General features: G+C 42.1%; 19 protein-coding genes. 3 read left to right on the plus strand and 16 right to left on the minus strand.

The window, feature by feature from the left end; genetic code table 11:
• Nucleotides 1-35: 35 nt before the first annotated feature.
• The 12 genes from phnM to IRB79_RS17830 all read right to left on the minus strand — a co-directional run bounded on the left by phnM (nt 36) and on the right by IRB79_RS17830 (nt 10,944).
• On the minus strand, nt 36-1,214 hold the full coding sequence (gene phnM / locus IRB79_RS17775) for a phosphonate metabolism protein PhnM (protein ID WP_243503764.1): 1,179 nt from the start codon (nt 1,212-1,214) through the stop codon (nt 36-38).
• Nucleotides 1,215-1,251: 37 nt separating this feature from the next.
• Entirely contained in the window at nt 1,252-2,097 is an 846-nt protein-coding gene (locus IRB79_RS17780; RefSeq protein ID WP_243503765.1) for an ATP-binding cassette domain-containing protein, read from the minus strand.
• A complete protein-coding gene (locus tag IRB79_RS17785) occupies nt 2,098-2,952 on the minus strand; it encodes an alpha-D-ribose 1-methylphosphonate 5-phosphate C-P-lyase PhnJ (RefSeq protein WP_243503766.1) in 855 nt (284 codons plus the stop codon).
• On the minus strand, nt 2,945-4,081 hold the full coding sequence (locus IRB79_RS17790) for a carbon-phosphorus lyase complex subunit PhnI (protein ID WP_243503767.1): 1,137 nt from the start codon (nt 4,079-4,081) through the stop codon (nt 2,945-2,947). The genes IRB79_RS17785 and IRB79_RS17790 overlap by 8 nt, the downstream gene beginning before the upstream one ends.
• On the minus strand, nt 4,069-4,689 hold the full coding sequence (gene phnH, locus IRB79_RS17795; protein WP_243503768.1) for a phosphonate C-P lyase system protein PhnH: 621 nt from the start codon (nt 4,687-4,689) through the stop codon (nt 4,069-4,071). Before phnH ends, IRB79_RS17790 begins: the two co-directional genes overlap by 13 nt.
• An 18-nt stretch (nt 4,690-4,707) precedes the next feature.
• A complete protein-coding gene (gene phnG / locus IRB79_RS17800; RefSeq protein WP_243503769.1) occupies nt 4,708-5,130 on the minus strand; it encodes a phosphonate C-P lyase system protein PhnG in 423 nt (140 codons plus the stop codon).
• Between the two features lie 123 nt (nt 5,131-5,253).
• Nucleotides 5,254-5,955 (minus strand): GntR family transcriptional regulator, encoded by a 702-nt coding sequence (locus tag IRB79_RS17805; RefSeq protein ID WP_243503770.1) that lies wholly within the window; start codon nt 5,953-5,955, stop codon nt 5,254-5,256.
• A gap of 141 nt (nt 5,956-6,096) precedes the next feature.
• Nucleotides 6,097-6,732, minus strand: a complete 636-nt coding sequence (locus tag IRB79_RS17810; protein ID WP_243503771.1) for a DapH/DapD/GlmU-related protein — start codon at nt 6,730-6,732, stop codon at nt 6,097-6,099.
• Nucleotides 6,733-6,764: 32 nt separating this feature from the next.
• A complete protein-coding gene (locus IRB79_RS17815; RefSeq protein ID WP_243503772.1) occupies nt 6,765-7,631 on the minus strand; it encodes a PHP domain-containing protein in 867 nt (288 codons plus the stop codon).
• A gap of 403 nt (nt 7,632-8,034) precedes the next feature.
• Nucleotides 8,035-8,214, minus strand: coding sequence for a twin-arginine translocase TatA/TatE family subunit (locus IRB79_RS17820; RefSeq protein WP_053435217.1), 180 nt, complete (start codon nt 8,212-8,214; stop codon nt 8,035-8,037).
• Nucleotides 8,215-8,253: 39 nt separating this feature from the next.
• Complete coding sequence (locus IRB79_RS17825; RefSeq protein ID WP_243503773.1) at nt 8,254-9,663, minus strand: metallophosphoesterase; 1,410 nt, start codon at nt 9,661-9,663, stop codon at nt 8,254-8,256.
• Between the two features lie 78 nt (nt 9,664-9,741).
• Complete coding sequence (locus IRB79_RS17830; protein ID WP_243503775.1) at nt 9,742-10,944, minus strand: metallophosphoesterase family protein; 1,203 nt, start codon at nt 10,942-10,944, stop codon at nt 9,742-9,744.
• Between the two features lie 314 nt (nt 10,945-11,258).
• Here IRB79_RS17830 and IRB79_RS17835 point away from each other — a divergent pair, with 314 nt between their 5' ends.
• Nucleotides 11,259-12,050, plus strand: coding sequence for a DeoR/GlpR family DNA-binding transcription regulator (locus IRB79_RS17835; protein WP_243503776.1), 792 nt, complete (start codon nt 11,259-11,261; stop codon nt 12,048-12,050).
• A gap of 68 nt (nt 12,051-12,118) precedes the next feature.
• Nucleotides 12,119-12,277: a hypothetical protein gene (locus tag IRB79_RS17840; protein WP_243503778.1), complete on the plus strand. Its 159-nt coding sequence runs from the start codon at nt 12,119-12,121 to the stop codon at nt 12,275-12,277.
• A gap of 49 nt (nt 12,278-12,326) precedes the next feature.
• On the opposite strand, the gene IRB79_RS17845 is transcribed toward IRB79_RS17840, so the two are convergent.
• The 3 genes from IRB79_RS17845 to IRB79_RS17855 form a co-directional block, all read right to left on the minus strand.
• A complete protein-coding gene (locus IRB79_RS17845) occupies nt 12,327-13,298 on the minus strand; it encodes an HD domain-containing protein (RefSeq protein WP_243503779.1) in 972 nt (323 codons plus the stop codon).
• 81 nt (nt 13,299-13,379) lie between these two features.
• Nucleotides 13,380-14,096, minus strand: a complete 717-nt coding sequence (locus IRB79_RS17850) for a YwaF family protein (RefSeq protein ID WP_243503780.1) — start codon at nt 14,094-14,096, stop codon at nt 13,380-13,382.
• Between the two features lie 275 nt (nt 14,097-14,371).
• Entirely contained in the window at nt 14,372-15,214 is an 843-nt protein-coding gene (locus IRB79_RS17855) for an STAS domain-containing protein (protein ID WP_197200877.1), read from the minus strand.
• A 668-nt stretch (nt 15,215-15,882) separates the two neighbouring features.
• Between IRB79_RS17855 and IRB79_RS17860 the strand changes: the two genes are divergently transcribed.
• The gene (locus IRB79_RS17860; RefSeq protein WP_431833444.1) at nt 15,883-16,587 is read left to right on the plus strand and encodes a YqcI/YcgG family protein; all 705 of its coding nucleotides are present in this window, start codon (nt 15,883-15,885) and stop codon (nt 16,585-16,587) included.
• Between the two features lie 24 nt (nt 16,588-16,611).
• On the opposite strand, the gene IRB79_RS17865 is transcribed toward IRB79_RS17860, so the two are convergent.
• Entirely contained in the window at nt 16,612-17,301 is a 690-nt protein-coding gene (locus tag IRB79_RS17865) for a YetF domain-containing protein (RefSeq protein WP_243509525.1), read from the minus strand.
• Nucleotides 17,302-17,335 lie beyond the last annotated feature (34 nt).

Consider the following 17,335-nt stretch of genomic DNA (forward strand, 5'->3'; position numbering starts at 1 on the left):
CACCTGCTTTCTCTTTGTAGTATTACAGCTTGAAATCAAATTCTGTAATTTGTTTTTTGAATAAGCTTCCCATCAACGAACACGCCCGTTATGACTGGAAAATCGTCAGCCAATTTTTCAATAATCAATAGGTCAGCCTTCTTTCCTATCTCGATCGAACCGATTTCTTCATCCATGTTTACGGCTTTGGCCGGATTAATTGTGACAAGTCTGATCATTTCTGCAAGATCCATCCCATAATTCCTTGCCAGTTCAAAAATGGCATGAAGCATAGCCGCCGGATAATAATCACTGCACAATATATCAATCGAATCGTTCTGAATCGCATCTGCTGCACCCAGATTACCGCTGTGGGAGCCTCCGAGCAGAACATTTGGGGCACCGGCCATCGTATACATGCCAAGCTCCTTCGCTTTATACGCTACCTCCTGAGTAATTGGAAATTCGCTGATCGTCGTGCCGAAGCTCTTCACCAGCTCGAGTTTTTCTAAACTGTCATCATCATGTGAAGCAACTGCTATCCCATGTGCACGCGCGTGCTCGGCAATCTCCTTCATATCCAGGGCAGAGAGCTTTTCCTTTGTTTGGTGATTTTGGATTAAAACATCTATAGCGGCATCGCTCATGCTGTTATAACTTTTTACCGTGTTACGGTAGATTTCCAGATGACGATATTGGCCCTGTCCTGGTGTATGGTCCATAAACGAAATCAAATGCACCTTATTTTCGCTGATATAGCTTTTGAGGTTCTCGATTTCATCCACATTATCAATCTCCATCCTTGCGTGGAAACGATGGCGCACAAGATGCTTTGTACTGTGTGTCTCATCAATCAGGTCAATGAGCTTTCTGACATTTTCCGGTTCCCGAATCGGCTTGTATGCATATTCTGTTTCTTTATAGAGGGAAAGAGAATGGAACATCGTTGTGATCCCATGGGATATGAGCTCCTTCTCTGCTTCCCTGAGACTTAAATGAAAGTTCATTAAAGACGTTGGCCTCGGTGCTGCCATATGTTCAATATAATCGGAATGGATATCGATAAATCCCGGTGAAACATATCCGCCCGCTGCATCTATCACCTCCAGGGATTCTTCAAATTTCATTTCTCCCTTTGGAGCAATTCTGCTGATTCGATCATCCTCTATCAGAAGATCATAGCCTTGCAGAATAGTATCCTCTGTAATTAGTTTTCCGTTTGTAATGACGTACAAGTGTGCTTCCCCCTAATTTGAGATTTTCCGATTATCCTTAAAGAAGCGAGTGAACCAAGCTTTGAGTAAATGGAGCTTGAGGGTCTTCCAGTATTTGATCTGTCAGCCCCTGTTCAATAACCTGTCCTTCCAGCATCACCAATGTTCTGTCGGCGAGCATCCGAATAACGCCCAAATCATGTGAAACCAGAACGATACTTATATTCATTTCCCGCTGCAGGCTCTGAATTAAGTCCAAAACGCTTGCCTGTACGGATAGATCCAATCCCGTCGTAACCTCATCAAGAAGGAGAATCGGCGGCTGATTAGAAAGTGCCTTGGCAATTTGCACACGCTGCTGCATTCCCCCGGAAAAATTCTTCGGAGCTTCTTTCCGGCGATGGACAGGAATATTCACCTTGCTGAGCAGCTCTGATCCCCTGGCTTCCATCATTCCCACATTCCTGCTGCCGGCAGCAATCAATTTTTCGGCAATATTTCCAATCGAAGAAAAGTCGATTTTTAAACCCAATAAAGGGTTTTGATAGACTTTCCCCATTAAATGGTTGCGGATATACCGTTTTTGCTGGGAAGACTCCTTAAAAAGATTCTTCACCCCATTCTGATAGGAAGAAATATAAGCTTCCCCTGAGGTCGTTTCCTGGTCAAAGTACAGGCATTGCATTAAGGTGGACTTGCCGCTTCCGCTTTCCCCTACAATCCCAAGCACCTCTCCCGGGTAGACATCGAAGGACACATCCCTGCACGCATACACCGTTCCGCACACACTGCAGTAATTTTTGATCAGGGTCACCGCTTCAGGGTTCCTGCAATGATCGCAGCCAGGACCGAATTGCTTGTTTAAGTTTTTAATAGATAAGACCGGAACCTCAAATTCAGTCATTTAATTCACTCCTGCCTTTTCAGCTTCGTTTAATATTTCACAGCAATAGCTGGTATCATTGCACTGATAAAACGTCTCTCCCGTTGCCTCATCGATCAGTTCGTCAAGGAACACTCCCTCAGACCCGCATAATCTGCAGCATTTATCATGAAAGCTTTCCCCTTCAAACGGATAATCTTCAAAATCCAGGGAAACGATTCTCGTATAGGGTGGAACTGCATATATCTTCTTCTCCCGTCCTGCTCCCAATAAAATAAGTGCTTCGTTTTCATCCATTTTCGGATTGTCAAAGCGCGGGATCGGGCTTGGTGCCATTACATAGCGGTCGTGAACCATGACCGGATGATCTGCACCTGTTGTCATGCTTCCGTATTTTATGATCTGTTCAAAGAGCATGAGCCAGGCACCGCTGTATTCTTTTTCCGCATGCAGCTTTTTCGTTTCATGCTCGCTCGGTTCAAAATAACGGAGCGGTTCAGGAAGCGGTACCTGCAAAACAAGGATTTGGTCCGTTCTCAGCGGCACCTCAGGAATTCTGTGACGTGATTGGATGATGGTTGCCTGAGAGGTATGGTCCGTTATTTGGACATCAGTTGTATCCTTTACAAGCTTTTTAATGCTGACTGCATTGACAGATTCATCTGATCCCTGATCGATCACCTTCAATACATCCTCTTTCCCGATCAGTGAGAGTGTCAGCTGCAGGCCTCCTGTCCCCCAGCCTCTTCCAATCGGCATTTCCCTTGATGCAAATGGAACCTGATAACCTGGGATTGCAATCGCTTTTAATGTGGCTCTTCTAATCTCCCGCTTCGAACCTTCGTCAAAGAAAGCAAAGTTATAGGCGTTATTCATATGCTTGCACCTCTTCCCGTTCTTCTGCATTCGCTGCTTTAGTCTTTCTCACACTGTCAAGCTTCGACTGGAACGTTACATAATGCGGCATCTTCAAGTGTGATATAAAGCCAGTTGACTCCACAGAATCAATATGGAGGAGGACAAATTCCTCATTATGGCTGGGAAAGCTACTATCAGGATGCTCGAGGCAATTATCCAGAATGCCCATGGCGATCGCTTTCGTCTCATTCTGTCCGAAACACAATCCATATCCAATTTCAAACTCCAATTCTTTTCTTCCTTTGTCCTTTTCGGTCATGAATGGCATCAGCATTTCTGCTTCTGTTGCTTTAATCTCGCCAATGTAATATTCATCTTCACCACTGCGGGCTTCATTCGGATGCTCAATATTTATTGGGAGGCTTCCAACTCTCAGCTCTCCGACAGTTGGATGGAGAGCACCATATCCTCGGATGACCGCATAGGCGAGTGAAGTAACAGCTCCCGTCTCTCCTCTTGTCAGAATTTGCAGGCGCTGGCTTCTGCTTGATGGAAACTCAAGGCTTTCCCTTGTCACATCATCAGGCTCAGCATCATTGTTTTCAAGTGGAGGAATCAAGCCTTCTTTCCTCAAATAATCCAGCACCTTAGGTAATACAAGATCAAGGTCCTGCTGCAGTTCATCAAATGGGATATTGCCTGAAGCGTAAGATGACAGCCATTCTTTTACCGTTTGTTCAGTTTCCTTCATTAAATTAAAATCCAGGAGCCGGTGGGTATAGTCGGTTGTAGCGCCAAGGATCTGCCCGCCCGGAATATCCTTGAAGCTGGCTGAAATCCGGCGTTCAACCTTCATTTCCCCGGTTTCAATGATTTTCGAGCAGTACTTTCTCGGAAGGGTTGAGCGGTATGCGCGAAGCAGGAATACCGCTTCTTCCGGATTTCCTTCAGCCTGCTTGATCGCTAATGCGGCAAGCTTTTCATCATATAAGCTGCTCTCTGACATCACCTGATCGATTAAGCCTCTCATCCCGCCTTCAATCTGGCCGGTCTCTAGCACTTGCTCCTTGTGAAGCCTTTCATATTTCAAGCGTTTAATCGACTCTTCAATGGCCTGTGTCCCGCCTTTTACTGCTACATAACCCATTCTTTCTCCACCTCCCTGCTTTCTGTTATTTGAGTCGTTCTTGGCAGTGATAAAAGCTGATGATTACGGTCCACGAATACCAGATCAACCCCAGTAGGATACTCTTTATTTTTTTCACTTCGTCTTTCAATCCAATTTCCTGTTAGATCTATACTGATTCCGGTGCTTGTTTGAATGCCAGGTCCTTTTAAAAGCAGGTCATCACCGGCCGTAATCGCTCCTGTTTCTGCTATTATCACTGTGGACTTGTGCGGGTTTGCGAACGTGCCTGGGTTTGCATTTTCAATAGCATCTTCCAGCGAGCCTTCCCCGGCATCCTTCAGGAGAAATAAATAATCTGCCTGATCCGCTTGCACCGCTTTTGCGAATGTTAATTGATTTATTTCATTTTCAACTGCTGCAGCATCACTGCCGTACACTTTAAACGTCACCTCAGGATCAAGCAGCGTTAGTGCCAGCAGTAAAATCGAGCTTGAGCAGCCAGCTGTTTTCTCTCCGTCCAGCATTGCTGCCTCCTTGCCCAGGTCTGATATCAATCCTGGCCTTGAAGTGGAATCGACTAATTTTCTATATACAGCTTGCAGGTCATGAACAACATCTAATTTCAACGCCTGTTCCTCCTTCTATTAAACATCCATCGTCTCAAAGCTTACTTTTGTTCTTAAAATTTCTTCATTCTTTGCTTTTCTTTTCTGTTCTATATAGTACTTTTCAATTTCGAGTATCCCGGCCCATGGTTTGGTTTCGGGAAGATCCCCGAGAAATGCAGCGTCAATCACGGCAAGATGATAAGCCAGATCTGAATGATCACCTTTCACAATCCCTATACCGATCTTTCCTTCCACCTTAACCTTGCATTCTGTAACGAGCACTTCTCCTAAATAAAACAGGCTTTTCCTGGAAGTCTCCCGAACCTTTAACATCACAAGTCCATGTTCCGGCTCCTGTAAAACAGAAACTGAATAGTTTTGTTCAATTTCATTCGCTAAAGATTTTGCCAATTCATGTGAACCTTCAATCAAAATTTCTGTACGCTGTTTTCTTTTCACCTTTTGGCCTCCATCTGTTTTTGTTCTGCACCTTAAATCTATCTTGTTGCCAAGCTGGCAGATGTAAAAGAAGTGTAAATTATGTAAGAGTTTTATTAACCTGATATTTGCTCCAAAGCCAATTTATATTAAATAAGTAAAGCAATCGCTTCTATATTTGATTCTCGAGAATTCCAATACTGTTCCCGACTCCTTGTCCATACAGAGGGACTCCAGGAGCAGAAGCGGAATTAAACTCGAGCATTGCAGAATTTTTCGTTCAGATTCAATCGAAAAAACCACACTCAGCTGACTTTGGCCTGAAGTGAACTCTTTATAGCCATGCGTTTTGTAATAATGAAAAATAGAGGTGATTCCTGGTCCATCCCCATCAATTTGCGGAAAAACAGATTTGGCTGCATAAGATGTATGCAAGGCAATCGGGCAGCCGTCCACGATTCTTAATCTTGAAATTTTATAGACTTCATCCTGCGGATTTACTTTTAACGAATGATAGATATCAGATTCATAGGAGATTTTTTCAAAGCCAATATTCTCCGACCTGAAGTCATATTCAAGCTCCTTCATCTTTTCACTAAAGCTGATATCCCCTGTTAAAATCAGCGGAATCTGCTGCTTCCTATTTTGGACATAACTGCCCCTTCCCTGCTTTGAAAAAATGAACCCCAGATCCTGCAATTGTTCATACGCTTTCCGTACAACCATCCTTGGAATCCTATATTGATCTGCAAGCTCATTCTCAGAAGGAAGTTTTTCATTTGGTTTGTACTTCCCTTCCTTTATTTGTGTAATCAGCTCATCTACCAGCATCATTTTTTCACTCATACAGGCGGCGCCCCTTTCGAAATCCAGAAACAATTTAAGTCTAAAGAATGAATTTAAATGGAAAGTTACGTAATTGTAATTTTTTTATGAATATAAAAAAGACCCAATCTTTTTGGTGACTGGGTCTTTGTAAGTCTGTATTTAGCTTCCAAATTTCCTGATAAAACCTTCCGTATCATTTAATTCTTCAAAATGGGCTTCAAGCTTCTCCCTTGGCCAATCCCACCACGCAATTTCAAACAGTTTATCAGCTGTCTTTTCAGAAAACCTTCTTTTTAATGGCTTTGCCGGCACGCCCGCTGCAATCGTATAGGGTTCAACATCCTTTGTAACGACAGCCCCGGAACCGATGACTGCCCCCGTGCCAATTTCGACACCCTTCATGATGATTGCACCGTGCCCAATCCATACATCATGGCCTATTTTAACCCGGTTTGTACGGCGCCAATCAAAAAATTCAAGATCATCCTGATTGCCGAAGCCATAGTCGACTTTCCGATAGGTCATATGATGCTGGGTCACCCGGTCCATCGGATGCTGAACAGGATTAATGCATGCATGAGAAGCAATGGAACAGAACTTACCGATTTCAGTATAGTTGACAGTCACATCATCCATTGTATAAGTGTAGTCGCCAAATTTCGATTCGATAATTTTATTTCTTTCTCCGATTGACGTCCATTCTCCCGCATAGCTGTCAATGATGAAGCTGGAATGATGTACAGCAGGAGAAACAGAGAGCTTTTCATCCTTTTTTGGTTTAAAAATCATTGACATGTGCTTATCCCACTCCTTTATTAATGTGGCGCCTATAATCGCTGGCTTTTCAGTCTCTGCCGTCTTGCAGCTAATTCATGCACTCTCTCCACACCAGGAGACATGCTTCCAAGCACTACCGGTTTCTCGCCGTATGCACCATGAAAGTCGGATCCTCCAGTCATGATTAATCCATATTGTATGGCCAGTTTCCTTGCCATTTCTTCATGCTGTCCGCTGTGAAGGGGGTGCCAGACTTCTATCCCCTGCAGGCCGGCTTCAACCAGCTCAGGCACCTTTTCAAAGTTCCCGTATTGGCCAGGGTGGGCAAGTACGGGAACACCGCCTGCTTCAAGAATTGCCTCAACAGCAAGCCTCGCATCCACATATTCCATCGGGATAAAAGCCACTCCTTTCGATTCTCCATTTTGACCGCGGCTAAATAATTTTTTATAAAGTGAACCGTAAATGGAATCAGCATATCCAGCCTCTATAAGGGCTGCCATGATATGCTGTTTATAAACTCCGGTTCCACCCTCAGAAAGCTCCAGACAGCGCTCCCATGTAATGCTGTATCCTGCTGAAATCAGCCTTTGAACCATTTCCACCGAAAGCTTATGCCTCCGCTCAATGATCGGCTGGCACAGCTTTTCAATTGCCTTATGCCCAGGTTCAATAAAATAGCCCAGAATGTGAACCCGGCGTCCCCTGTCAAAGTCAAAAGCAGAAATTTCAATACCGGGGATCACCTCTACTCCATACCTCTTTCCTCGCTCAATTGCTTCCTGCAGCCCTTTTGTCGTGTCATGGTTCGTAATGGCCAAGTATGAAACCTCATTGGCAATGGCCAGATTCAATACCTCATCAATCGATAGCGGGCAATCAGAAACATTCGTATGGCAATGCAGCTCTGCTTTCATTTTCATTCCTCCTAATGATAGCCTTTTTTACTAGAATAACTTGGTGCCAAGCCAGATAGGTTAATGGGGTGTAAATTTCTGTTAAGATTATGTAATTCTCATTTTTCAGTTTAGTGGAACTGCCTTATTAAAAGCCCGGCATTAAAGCAACTGACCGATATATTGGAAAATTGACCGATATACTTAAAAATTGACCGATATATCGGGAAAGTGACTGATATATGCTATTTCTGACCGATAAACTTCCGAAAGTAGCCGATATCCCTATTTTTACTAGACTAGATGACGTAACAAACGTCTTTTTTAACGAAGAATTTAAGAAAAAACAGGAAGACAGCTATTTTTCAAAAAAATCTTCACGAAATAGGGCCAACTTCAAAAAAGCAGGCCCATTTCTGTTTTGTTATTTAGTTTTGCTGCTGTCTTCCTGGTTCTCTGACAGCAATTCTTTTGTTGAGCTTTTAAATTCCCTCAAAGTCGAGCCGAATGCTCGGCCAATTTCCGGCAGCTTTGATGGACCGAAAATGATAAGTGCGATAACTAATACTAATATTAGTCCAGGTATACCTATATTTTGCAGCATGTTCATCCCTCCTGCTGAGTTTGTTACTAATCGTCTTTATCAAACGGGATTTGCGGCAGCAGCCATTGTTTTCGTCTTCCCTAAAGCTCTCAAAGGCTTCTTACATACATTCCCATAAGCATCCAGTGCATGCACCTCAATTTGATAGGCTGTATTTGCCTGTAATCCTTCAATTGTTAATGTTAACGGGTTTGGCACAGGATCTTTATAGAATTCCGAGAAAGCAAGAAATTCCTTCACGACTTCCTCTGAATTTGCATGTCTTGCCACTACCTTGTAGTCATGAACCAGCAGGTCATCCTTCGCTTGCGTAAACATAATGGCCATGCCAGTGGCTGATGTCATTTCATGATTAATGGAAAGCATCGCATCTTTTGTAAAAAAAGGCGCTTTCATATCTCTGTCTTCTGTGTAAGTAAATTTCCGCTTATTTGCCGGATAGTTTATTTCAAATGGCTCTCCTGTCCAATCATTATGATGAATATCGCGGCGCCTAATCAGCACCTTATTATTATAGACTTCTACAACTAATGCCTGATTCAGGACATCTGCACCTTCAGGCACTTCCCCTTGAATTCTGCCGGCATCCAGCCACAAATAGGCACCAGTTGATGTTCCAATTGAAGTAAAATCCTTCTGGTGAATGATTCTCGGGTCATCAAGAGGATAGTGCGTATGACCGGAAAATGAGATGACTTGCGGATATTCCTTTAAAGTGTTGTAAAAAAGGTCTCTATTTTGAGTAAAGCCCCATTCGCTTCCATAAACCGTCCCTTTAATCGGCTGATGGTGAAAGACAAAAATTGGCTTTTTCCAATCATCTTCATGCGCAATCTTCAGCTTCTCACCCAGCCAATTAATTTGTTCAACGGAAAAGGTGCCCTCTGTTAATCCATCTTCTGTTCCCAGAATGATAAAATGGTAGCCTTTGATTACCTTGTGATAGTAGATAGATTCCATGCCTGTTTTTGCCAGGAATCGCTTTTGTGCATCTGCTGCAGATAAGCCATTCCAATAGTCATGATTCCCTATAGAAAACATGGAAACGGCACCTGGCTGTTTGTGGACATTATAAGCTGACATAAACTTATCGAATTCGGATGCATATCCATAATCTGTTAAATCTCCCACAACCAAAAAAGCATCCTGCTTCGGAATAGCCTTATTTAGTTGTTCTAAAGTTGTTATAAACTTTTCAAGTGTTTTATTGCTGCTGTTATGGATATGGATGTCACTAATAACAGGGAAAACTAAATCCGGTTTCTTGCCAGCAGAGTTCATGATCGAAGCAGAAGAGGCAGCACTTGCTGTAATTAAATTAAAAGAGTTGGCAAGAGATAATCCAATTGTTGCACTGGCAGCTAAGGTAGTTTTCTGCAAAAAAGCACGGCGATCCATTTCTTTTATAAATATATTTCCATCTTTTTGTCCAGTCCGATTATCTTTCATGATTTATAAACTCCTTCTCCCATTTTTCCAGACTCCTCTTAACACAGTCCCTTATAAACACCAGAGGCCTGCTTTAGCCTATTTTTTCTCCAGCGGCAGCGGATCAATGCTCTGGTCGTTGGCTGTTAAATCAATTCCGTAGTCTTTGGCAAAAACCATATGTGTATCGACCAAAACACCTTCATGATTTTCATCTAAATTAAACACTCTCGCTCCCCGAAGTCTGTTTCTGTCCGGTCCTGAAAGGCCGTAAGTGCCAAAACCGGTATTCCCGGCATACCCAAGCAGAATTCCATAGTAGCTGCCGCAATATGTATTAATATGGTCATGGCCGCAGAATACTCCTTTCACATCCCCTCTATCCAGCATGGCTGTAAACAAGCCGCTGTTTATCGGGCCGGGGCACTCATCTTCATTCCGCTCTCCATTGATTTGATGCCTGGCCACAGCCAAATCATGCCCGGCTTGTGTTCTGCCGTCCACACTGCCCCACCACATAAAACGGTGCTCCCATAGAGGAATATGAATGAATACAAGAGAAGGCACTTTAAAGCCATAGCGCTTTTCTATTGCTTTGGATCTTTCATAATACCAATTGACCTGATTAAATCGCAGCCAATCCCATGTTGGATAGCCCTTGAAATCCTGGCCGGCGATCGTTTGAGGGGCATATCTGCCGCTGTCTAAAAGCCAGAGATTAAATGCTGCCTTATTCCCACTGGATTTTTTGATTAATAGATTCATATTTCCTGTTCCCGTAATGCCTTTTTGTCCAGGTGTGTTCATATTATGCTTGTATTTCATATAGAACTTGAGCATATCACTCTCATCCATGCCGCTCTTTGGAGTTGAGTCCTCATCATGATTTCCAAAGGTAGCCGCCCAGCGGATCTTCCTTTGCTCCATTGGCTGGACGACATTATTCATAGCTTGCTTCATTTCCAATTCTGTGTCACAGCCGCCTGTTATATTGTCACCATTTAAAACGACAAAATCAGGCTTCTCAGAATCCAGCACCTTTTCCATGAGCTGTATGGTCCGTCTGTCGATCCGTTCATCATCCTGAGTATCATTGAATTGTACAACTTTAAATTTCCCATTGGAATTGAAGGAAAGCCTCGGTCCTTCCAGCTTTTCACTTATCTCTGCTGCTTGAACCCTGTCTTCGAATAAGTCTCCCGGAAAACCTGCAGCTGCCATGGTTAAAGCTAAGGTTCCTGCTCCTCCCGCTTTAATAAATGCCCTTCTGTCCATTCCTTTGCTTTCATTTTCTTTCTTCATCAGCCTTACCTCCATGAATTGATAAAAAATTTCCCCTACGGTTAAAATCCTAGAGCAAATCTATTAAAGCAGTATTAATATCAATAGATTGTTTAGTAAAGAAAACAAAGGCAAAAAGATAAACAAAAATGTTATTTTCAATTTTTCATCTGAGATTAATAGGAGGGAAGAATGAAATTCGGGACTTTCCTCTCTTTGTATTCTTTTGTTTTCATTTCTGTTTTAAAACTTTTATATAAATTAATATTTTTGACCTCAATTTTTAAAACTTCAGCCCTATAATTATCCATAACATGAAAGGGGGGTTGCCAATAATGAAAAAAGGGTTCGTTGCGGAAAGGCACAGGAGGATTATCAGGGAATTAGAAATAAAAAATAAAGTGAGTGTAGCGGATCTCTCCAGAAAATTAAGTGTAACGCCTGAAACAATCCGGAGTGACTTGAGACGGCTAGAGAAGAGAAACAAATTGCGGAGAATTCATGGAGGAGCGATATGCTATTTTGGCTTAGAGAAGGAGCAGCAGTTTAATAAAAGGATTGGCATAAGCCTTCCCATTAAAAAGAAAATTGGTGAAGCTGCTGCAAGCTTTATTTCAGATGGAGAAACAATCGTTTTGGATGTCGGCTCCACAACTCTTCATATTGCCGGTTCGGTTGAAAATGTTGAGAATGTAACAATCGTAACCAATTCCTTGCCTGCCGCAGACATATTAAATACCAGAATGGAACATAAACTGTTCAATGGCAGGGTCATTCTGATTGGCGGGACCGTGAATCCTCTGCAGCGCTCAACCTCAGGTTCACTAACTAATCAGATGCTGGAACACTTTTACTTTGACAAGGCTTTTATCTCATGTGGAGGAATGAACCGCGATGGTATATGCGATTATACTATTGATGAAGCTGCCGCCTCTTCCATCATGATAAAAAGATCTAAACAGGTTTATGTAGCAGCCGATTCCTCAAAACTGAATCAGAGGGCATTTTTCCATATCAGCCCTTTTTCGGCTATTGATTTTGTCATTACTGATGCCGATTTACCGTACGATTGGCCGGAGGAGGAAATCAAATTCAATGGGCTGAGATGGGTGAAAGTCTTTACATAAATTAGATTTGTTTATTTTCCTTTAATTGGGTTACATTAAAAGCATAGTCAAAATGGGGAGGCTATTTCATGAGCGAAAAAACTCCACAGGATGTAAACCGCATTCAGGAAGAAGCACAAAAACAGGATCGTGAAGCGAAGAAAGCACAGGAAGTTGTTGAAGATGCCATTTCCAAAATGACACCGCAGCGGCAGTATGAAAAAGAAAAGGAACAGAATAAACGATAAAAAGGAAAAGCCTTATTCCTGCCCGCCAGCAGGGATAAGGCTTCATTTCTCATAAGATTTTTATATACACACCTTCTTTAGCTTTTTCATATGCTTTTTGTCCTCTGTTTTTAACGTCTTCTGACAGTTTTGATGCTCTGATCAGCTTGCTGTTAATCAATACGGAAGGGTCAATCAATCTCATTTTCCCTTTGAAGTGAATATTATAGTCTGACCTGTTTTCTTCTGCCCTGACCTTATGATCAATTTTTTTTAGGAGACGCTGCACTTCCCGGTCCTCTGATTCCCTAATTTTTACTAATACCTCTTCATCTTTGCCAAGCAGATTATCCAAATGAAGAAGTTTCTTTTCAAGAGATCTTTTTAGGATCTTTGCAAGAGAGTCATTGGCATAAATATTTAAGGGTTCCATGAAGAAATCAATGACTTCTCTATAATAAGTTTTTACAAACCACTCAGCTGCCCCAATATCAGATATGTACATCCGGCCCTCAACAACTGTCAGATGCTCCAGAAAATGATGCGCTTCTTCTAAAGAAATATAACCATATCGGTACATATCCCTTAACGTGTAGTCCAGCCGGTCTGCACAAAGTTCGGGTGCCGGCTGTTCTAATAAAGTCCATTGTGAATCCTCAAAAAGGATACTTTCATAATCAAGATGATGCCTTTTTAAAATGGCCGGGATCTCAGATTCAAGGACAACACGCTCAAAAATATGTTCATGATAATCTTCTGCTTCATTTTCCAAAACCCCATCAATCACATGAGAAAAGGCAGTGTGAGAAACATCATGAAGCAAACCGGCAATTTGCTCTTCCAAAGAACCGCCCAGTTTCCTTATTAACAGCATCACGCCTAATGAATGTTCGTACCTCGTTACATTCCATTTTTCATTGACAAGATAGCTCGCTCCGCCCTGGTGTACACCTTTCAACCTTTGCACCGGCTTGCTGTTGATTAATTCTTCTAATACTTTTTCAAGCTTGTATTCTCCGTAAAGCTCATCTTCAACCAGCATAAATCCTCCTGCTTTGATAAATATGTACTTACATTATATATGGTTTAAAGAAAAAAGCCCTAATCCCGCAGGATTAAGGCTTCATTTTCCGCGGATCCTTTTTTGTTCAGCTGCCTGCATGTATTGCATCGGTAAATAAGTAATAAAAAAGACAAGCAGCGCAGCAGCTTCAAGCGTTACATAGTACCAGACACCGTTCCCGAAAAACGACAGCAGGGTTTTTGTTTCTGTCGGGCTGGCTAAATAGAAGAAATTTGTCCCAAGCAGCATATTCAAAAAGAAGACTGGCACCGCAATTACGTTGAGTGTTAAAAAGCCTGTCAGCACTGCTTTCTTAGGAACCCTGTATCCTTCAAACAAAATAAAATAGAATACGGCAAGCGGAATGGCTGAATGATGAAGAAAGTATTTGATGTAGCGGTAATGAGGAAATTGGTAAACCATATCAGGTGTCACCATGCTTAAAATTGGAGGAATTGTACCAATAAAATACAGCAGCCAAAAAGCCTTTTTATTAGGCTTTAAAAACAGGTAAAGAGCAATGAAAGTGCTCAAAGAACATAGCTGGAGAGGCAGATCTGCCACATCCCACTGATTTGTCAGAACCAGCCATATATGATGCGTCACTTCACAAGCCAGCAGCGCACCAAACAGCACCCATTTTATGATTTTCTGATAGGCCATAAGCACCTGACTGTAATACACCAGCCACCAGGCGGTAAAAAAGAAAAGAATCAGTGTAACAAGGTGCATAAGCGAAAACATTTCAAATCCCTGCATACCCGTTACCGAAAACATGATGTCATCACCCCTCAATATGCATTGAAGTGCTGTTTCATTCATTGTATTCACGGCCGCGAAAATTAACACGGATAATATGCGGAAAAACGAGATTTTATACACGGTAAAGAGGGAAAATTATGTTAACCTTTAAGGGGAAGTTTTATGGGATAGGAATGTGTTTTATTCCGGAAATTGAAAAGAGTGTTGACATTACTATTTCTATTTTTGGATCAGGATAAATCAAAAAAGCAGAGTAAATTCAATTTGAATTCCTCTGCTTTTTCTTGTGCTCACGCATGCAGCTCTTCAAAAGCCTGATACACATTGGCTTTTACCTGAATGCCATTCAGCTTAATGCCCAGCGTGACTATCGTCTGCGCCACTTCCGGACGGATTCCGGTAATGATCGTTTTTACCCCAATCAGCGAGAGTGCTTCAATTACTTTAAACAGCTGATCTGCCACCATCGTATCGACAATCATCACGCCTGAAATGTCTAAAATTAAATGCGACAGCTTCAGGTTCGCAGACTGTTTTAACGTTTCTTCCATCAGAAGCCGCGCTCTCTCTGTATCAATGTTGCCAATTAACGGCAGGATGCCAACCCCTTTTGAAAGCGGAACAACCGGGACAGATAACTCAAGGAAAGCCTGCTTTGCATTTTCGAGTGTTACCTGATGGTATTTGACATAAGACATGCTGAAGCAATGGATGGAATGATCCAGCAGGGGATCTATCAAATAGATAACCTTAAAAACCTCTGCTGCCGGCATCTCAAGCTCCATCATAGATTCCTCTAAAGATTTCCAGATATGTTTCCGATAATAACCCGCATCCTTTAAAGCTTCATCCAAAGGGATTCCAAGCTTAAAGAAATATTCTCCTGTCTCCTTGCACCATTTCTCAATCTTTTCCATCGTTTTATCTTTATTATCATGGTTCAGTAAAGCTTCACCGAACAATCCAATAAACTCAGCACGAATCTGAATAATCTGCGCTTCCATTTTGTCAGCCTGCATTCTCTCGATTTCCGTCATCTCTACACCGATCATTCGATCCCTATGCAGATTTTTCGCTATCATATCTTTCTCTCTTAAAATCTTTTCCCCTAAAAGACGCATCTGATTACTCATGTTCTCCCCCTATAGTACTTAGATTTAATCCATTAAGAATGGGTCCGCTTCATCCTAAACATATTTCTTTACCCGTGCGTGTTTTAGATAAACCTCTTAATTTAAAATTATTTAAGATAATTTGAGGGAGAGTTGTGATTAACTACGATTTGGGCCGCGGCATTATCTTCGTTAAATATTTCGATTAACTACCATTTTTCTTGGCCTGCCGGCATTTAGTCTTTATACATTCTGATTAACTACCATTTTCGTTCGGCACTTCGATTTTTTGTCGTTAATCGTTCTGATTAACTACCACTTTCGCTTGCCTCTCGGATTTTTGGTCGTTATTCCTTTTGTTTAACTACCATTTTTCATTGGTCTCTGGATTTTTCGTCGTTAACCCTTCTGATTAACTACCATTTACGCTTGCCTCACGGATTTTTCGGCGTTAATCCTTCTGATTAACTACCATTTTTCTTGATTACTGGATTTTTCATCGTTATCGCTGCACCATTGCTACCATTTTCCGACCACTCCATTTCTTTCGACGCCATCTCACCGTCACCACCTCTGTCCGCCCATTTTCACCATGGACACTCACCTGCCTTATCCCATTTTGAATATAGTGTAGGAGTCAGAAGGGGGTGACTAAGATCAACAGTCTATATACTGCGAACTCCTCCCGCATGCATAGTTTAGAAGATTGGCAGCAGATTGCTTTTGATAGATTTCAGACAAAGATGACGGATAAAGAAAGGCCTTTCCCCTGCATACCTGCAACTATCGGGTTTGCCAAAAATCAGCTCCGTTATGGGTTTGCGGACGATCCAAGGGATCCTGCCTCCATTCAGCATACCGAAGCCATGCTGAAGGAATTCTCTATACATTCAAGAGAATTCGGAAGCTACACTTCGCTGATCATTTTTTACAATACAAGGGATGATTTGAGTGTGGAGGAATATGAGCAGCTTTTTTGGGAGCAGCTCACAGGGTTATCTGAGATGGATCATGCTGAGTGGCCAAACGAAATCCCAAAAGACCCGCATGATCCACTTTGGGAGTTTTGCTTTCACGGAGAAAAGTACTTTGTCTATTGTGCCACCCCTGCGCATAAAAATCGGCAGAGCCGGCATTTTGATACGATGATGCTCGCCATCACACCGAGGTGGGTTCTGCAGGAGTTCATGAAAAAGGAAACATTAGCATCCCGCCTTAAAAATCAAATCCGCAAACGGCTGCAAAGATATGATGCCGTCTCCATCCATCCTGACCTGAACAGTTATGGCGCCAATGACAATTTTGAATGGAAGCAATATTTCCTTCGGGACGATGACACCACGATCTCGAAATGCCCCTTTCATCGTCTTCTGAAAACTTCAAAGAATAAATAGGAGGACGGAAGCCGCTTCTGTTCTCTATTTGTTTTTTGTATCAATATAAAGAGTGCCATCCTGCTGAACTTGTGCAAAAAATACATCTTCGATTGATTGGATATTCTCTTTTTGCAGTTCTCTGTCAAGCCAATTCCTATCAATTTTTAATTTTGAAAGGTTTTCTGTGTTGACTTTTCCATCAGAGATGACTTCTGTAGGCAAAGGAAAAAGGACTTTTTTTGGTCTGCTAATGTTTAGATCCCTCTTCGTAACCGGCTGTTCGCTTTCCTTTTTCAAAATAGATAATTCTCCGTTTGTCTCCAAGATTGCGTAATCAACATTCTTAAGAGAAAATATATCCTTCTGCCTTAATAATGCCTGAAGCTCATCAAGATCCACCCTCGATTCTTTGAGTGCCCCTTCCATTATCCTGCCAGCCTTAATGACAATCAATGGATCACCCGTTGTGACTCTTCTTCCCTGTTTTGATTTAAGGTCGATCATATCCAGCATTATGGTGAAAAGAGTCCAAATAATCAATGCGATTACCCCATCTTTGATAAGCGTGCTTTCATTCACAGCAAGGTTTCCAGCGATAGATCCGATTCCAATGGCAGTTGTCCAGTTGAAAAAAGTCATTTGGCCAATTTCCTTTCGTCCCATCAGCCTTGCTAATAAAAAGAGTACTAAAAACGCAATGGTTACCCGCAGAATAGTCTCATTTACCGTCATCATCCATCACCCCGCTATTTAATTTCTGATATGG

This window comes from Cytobacillus oceanisediminis (assembly GCF_022811925.1).
In the GTDB taxonomy this organism is placed as follows: Bacteria; Bacillota; Bacilli; order Bacillales; family Cytobacillaceae; genus Cytobacillus; species Cytobacillus oceanisediminis_D.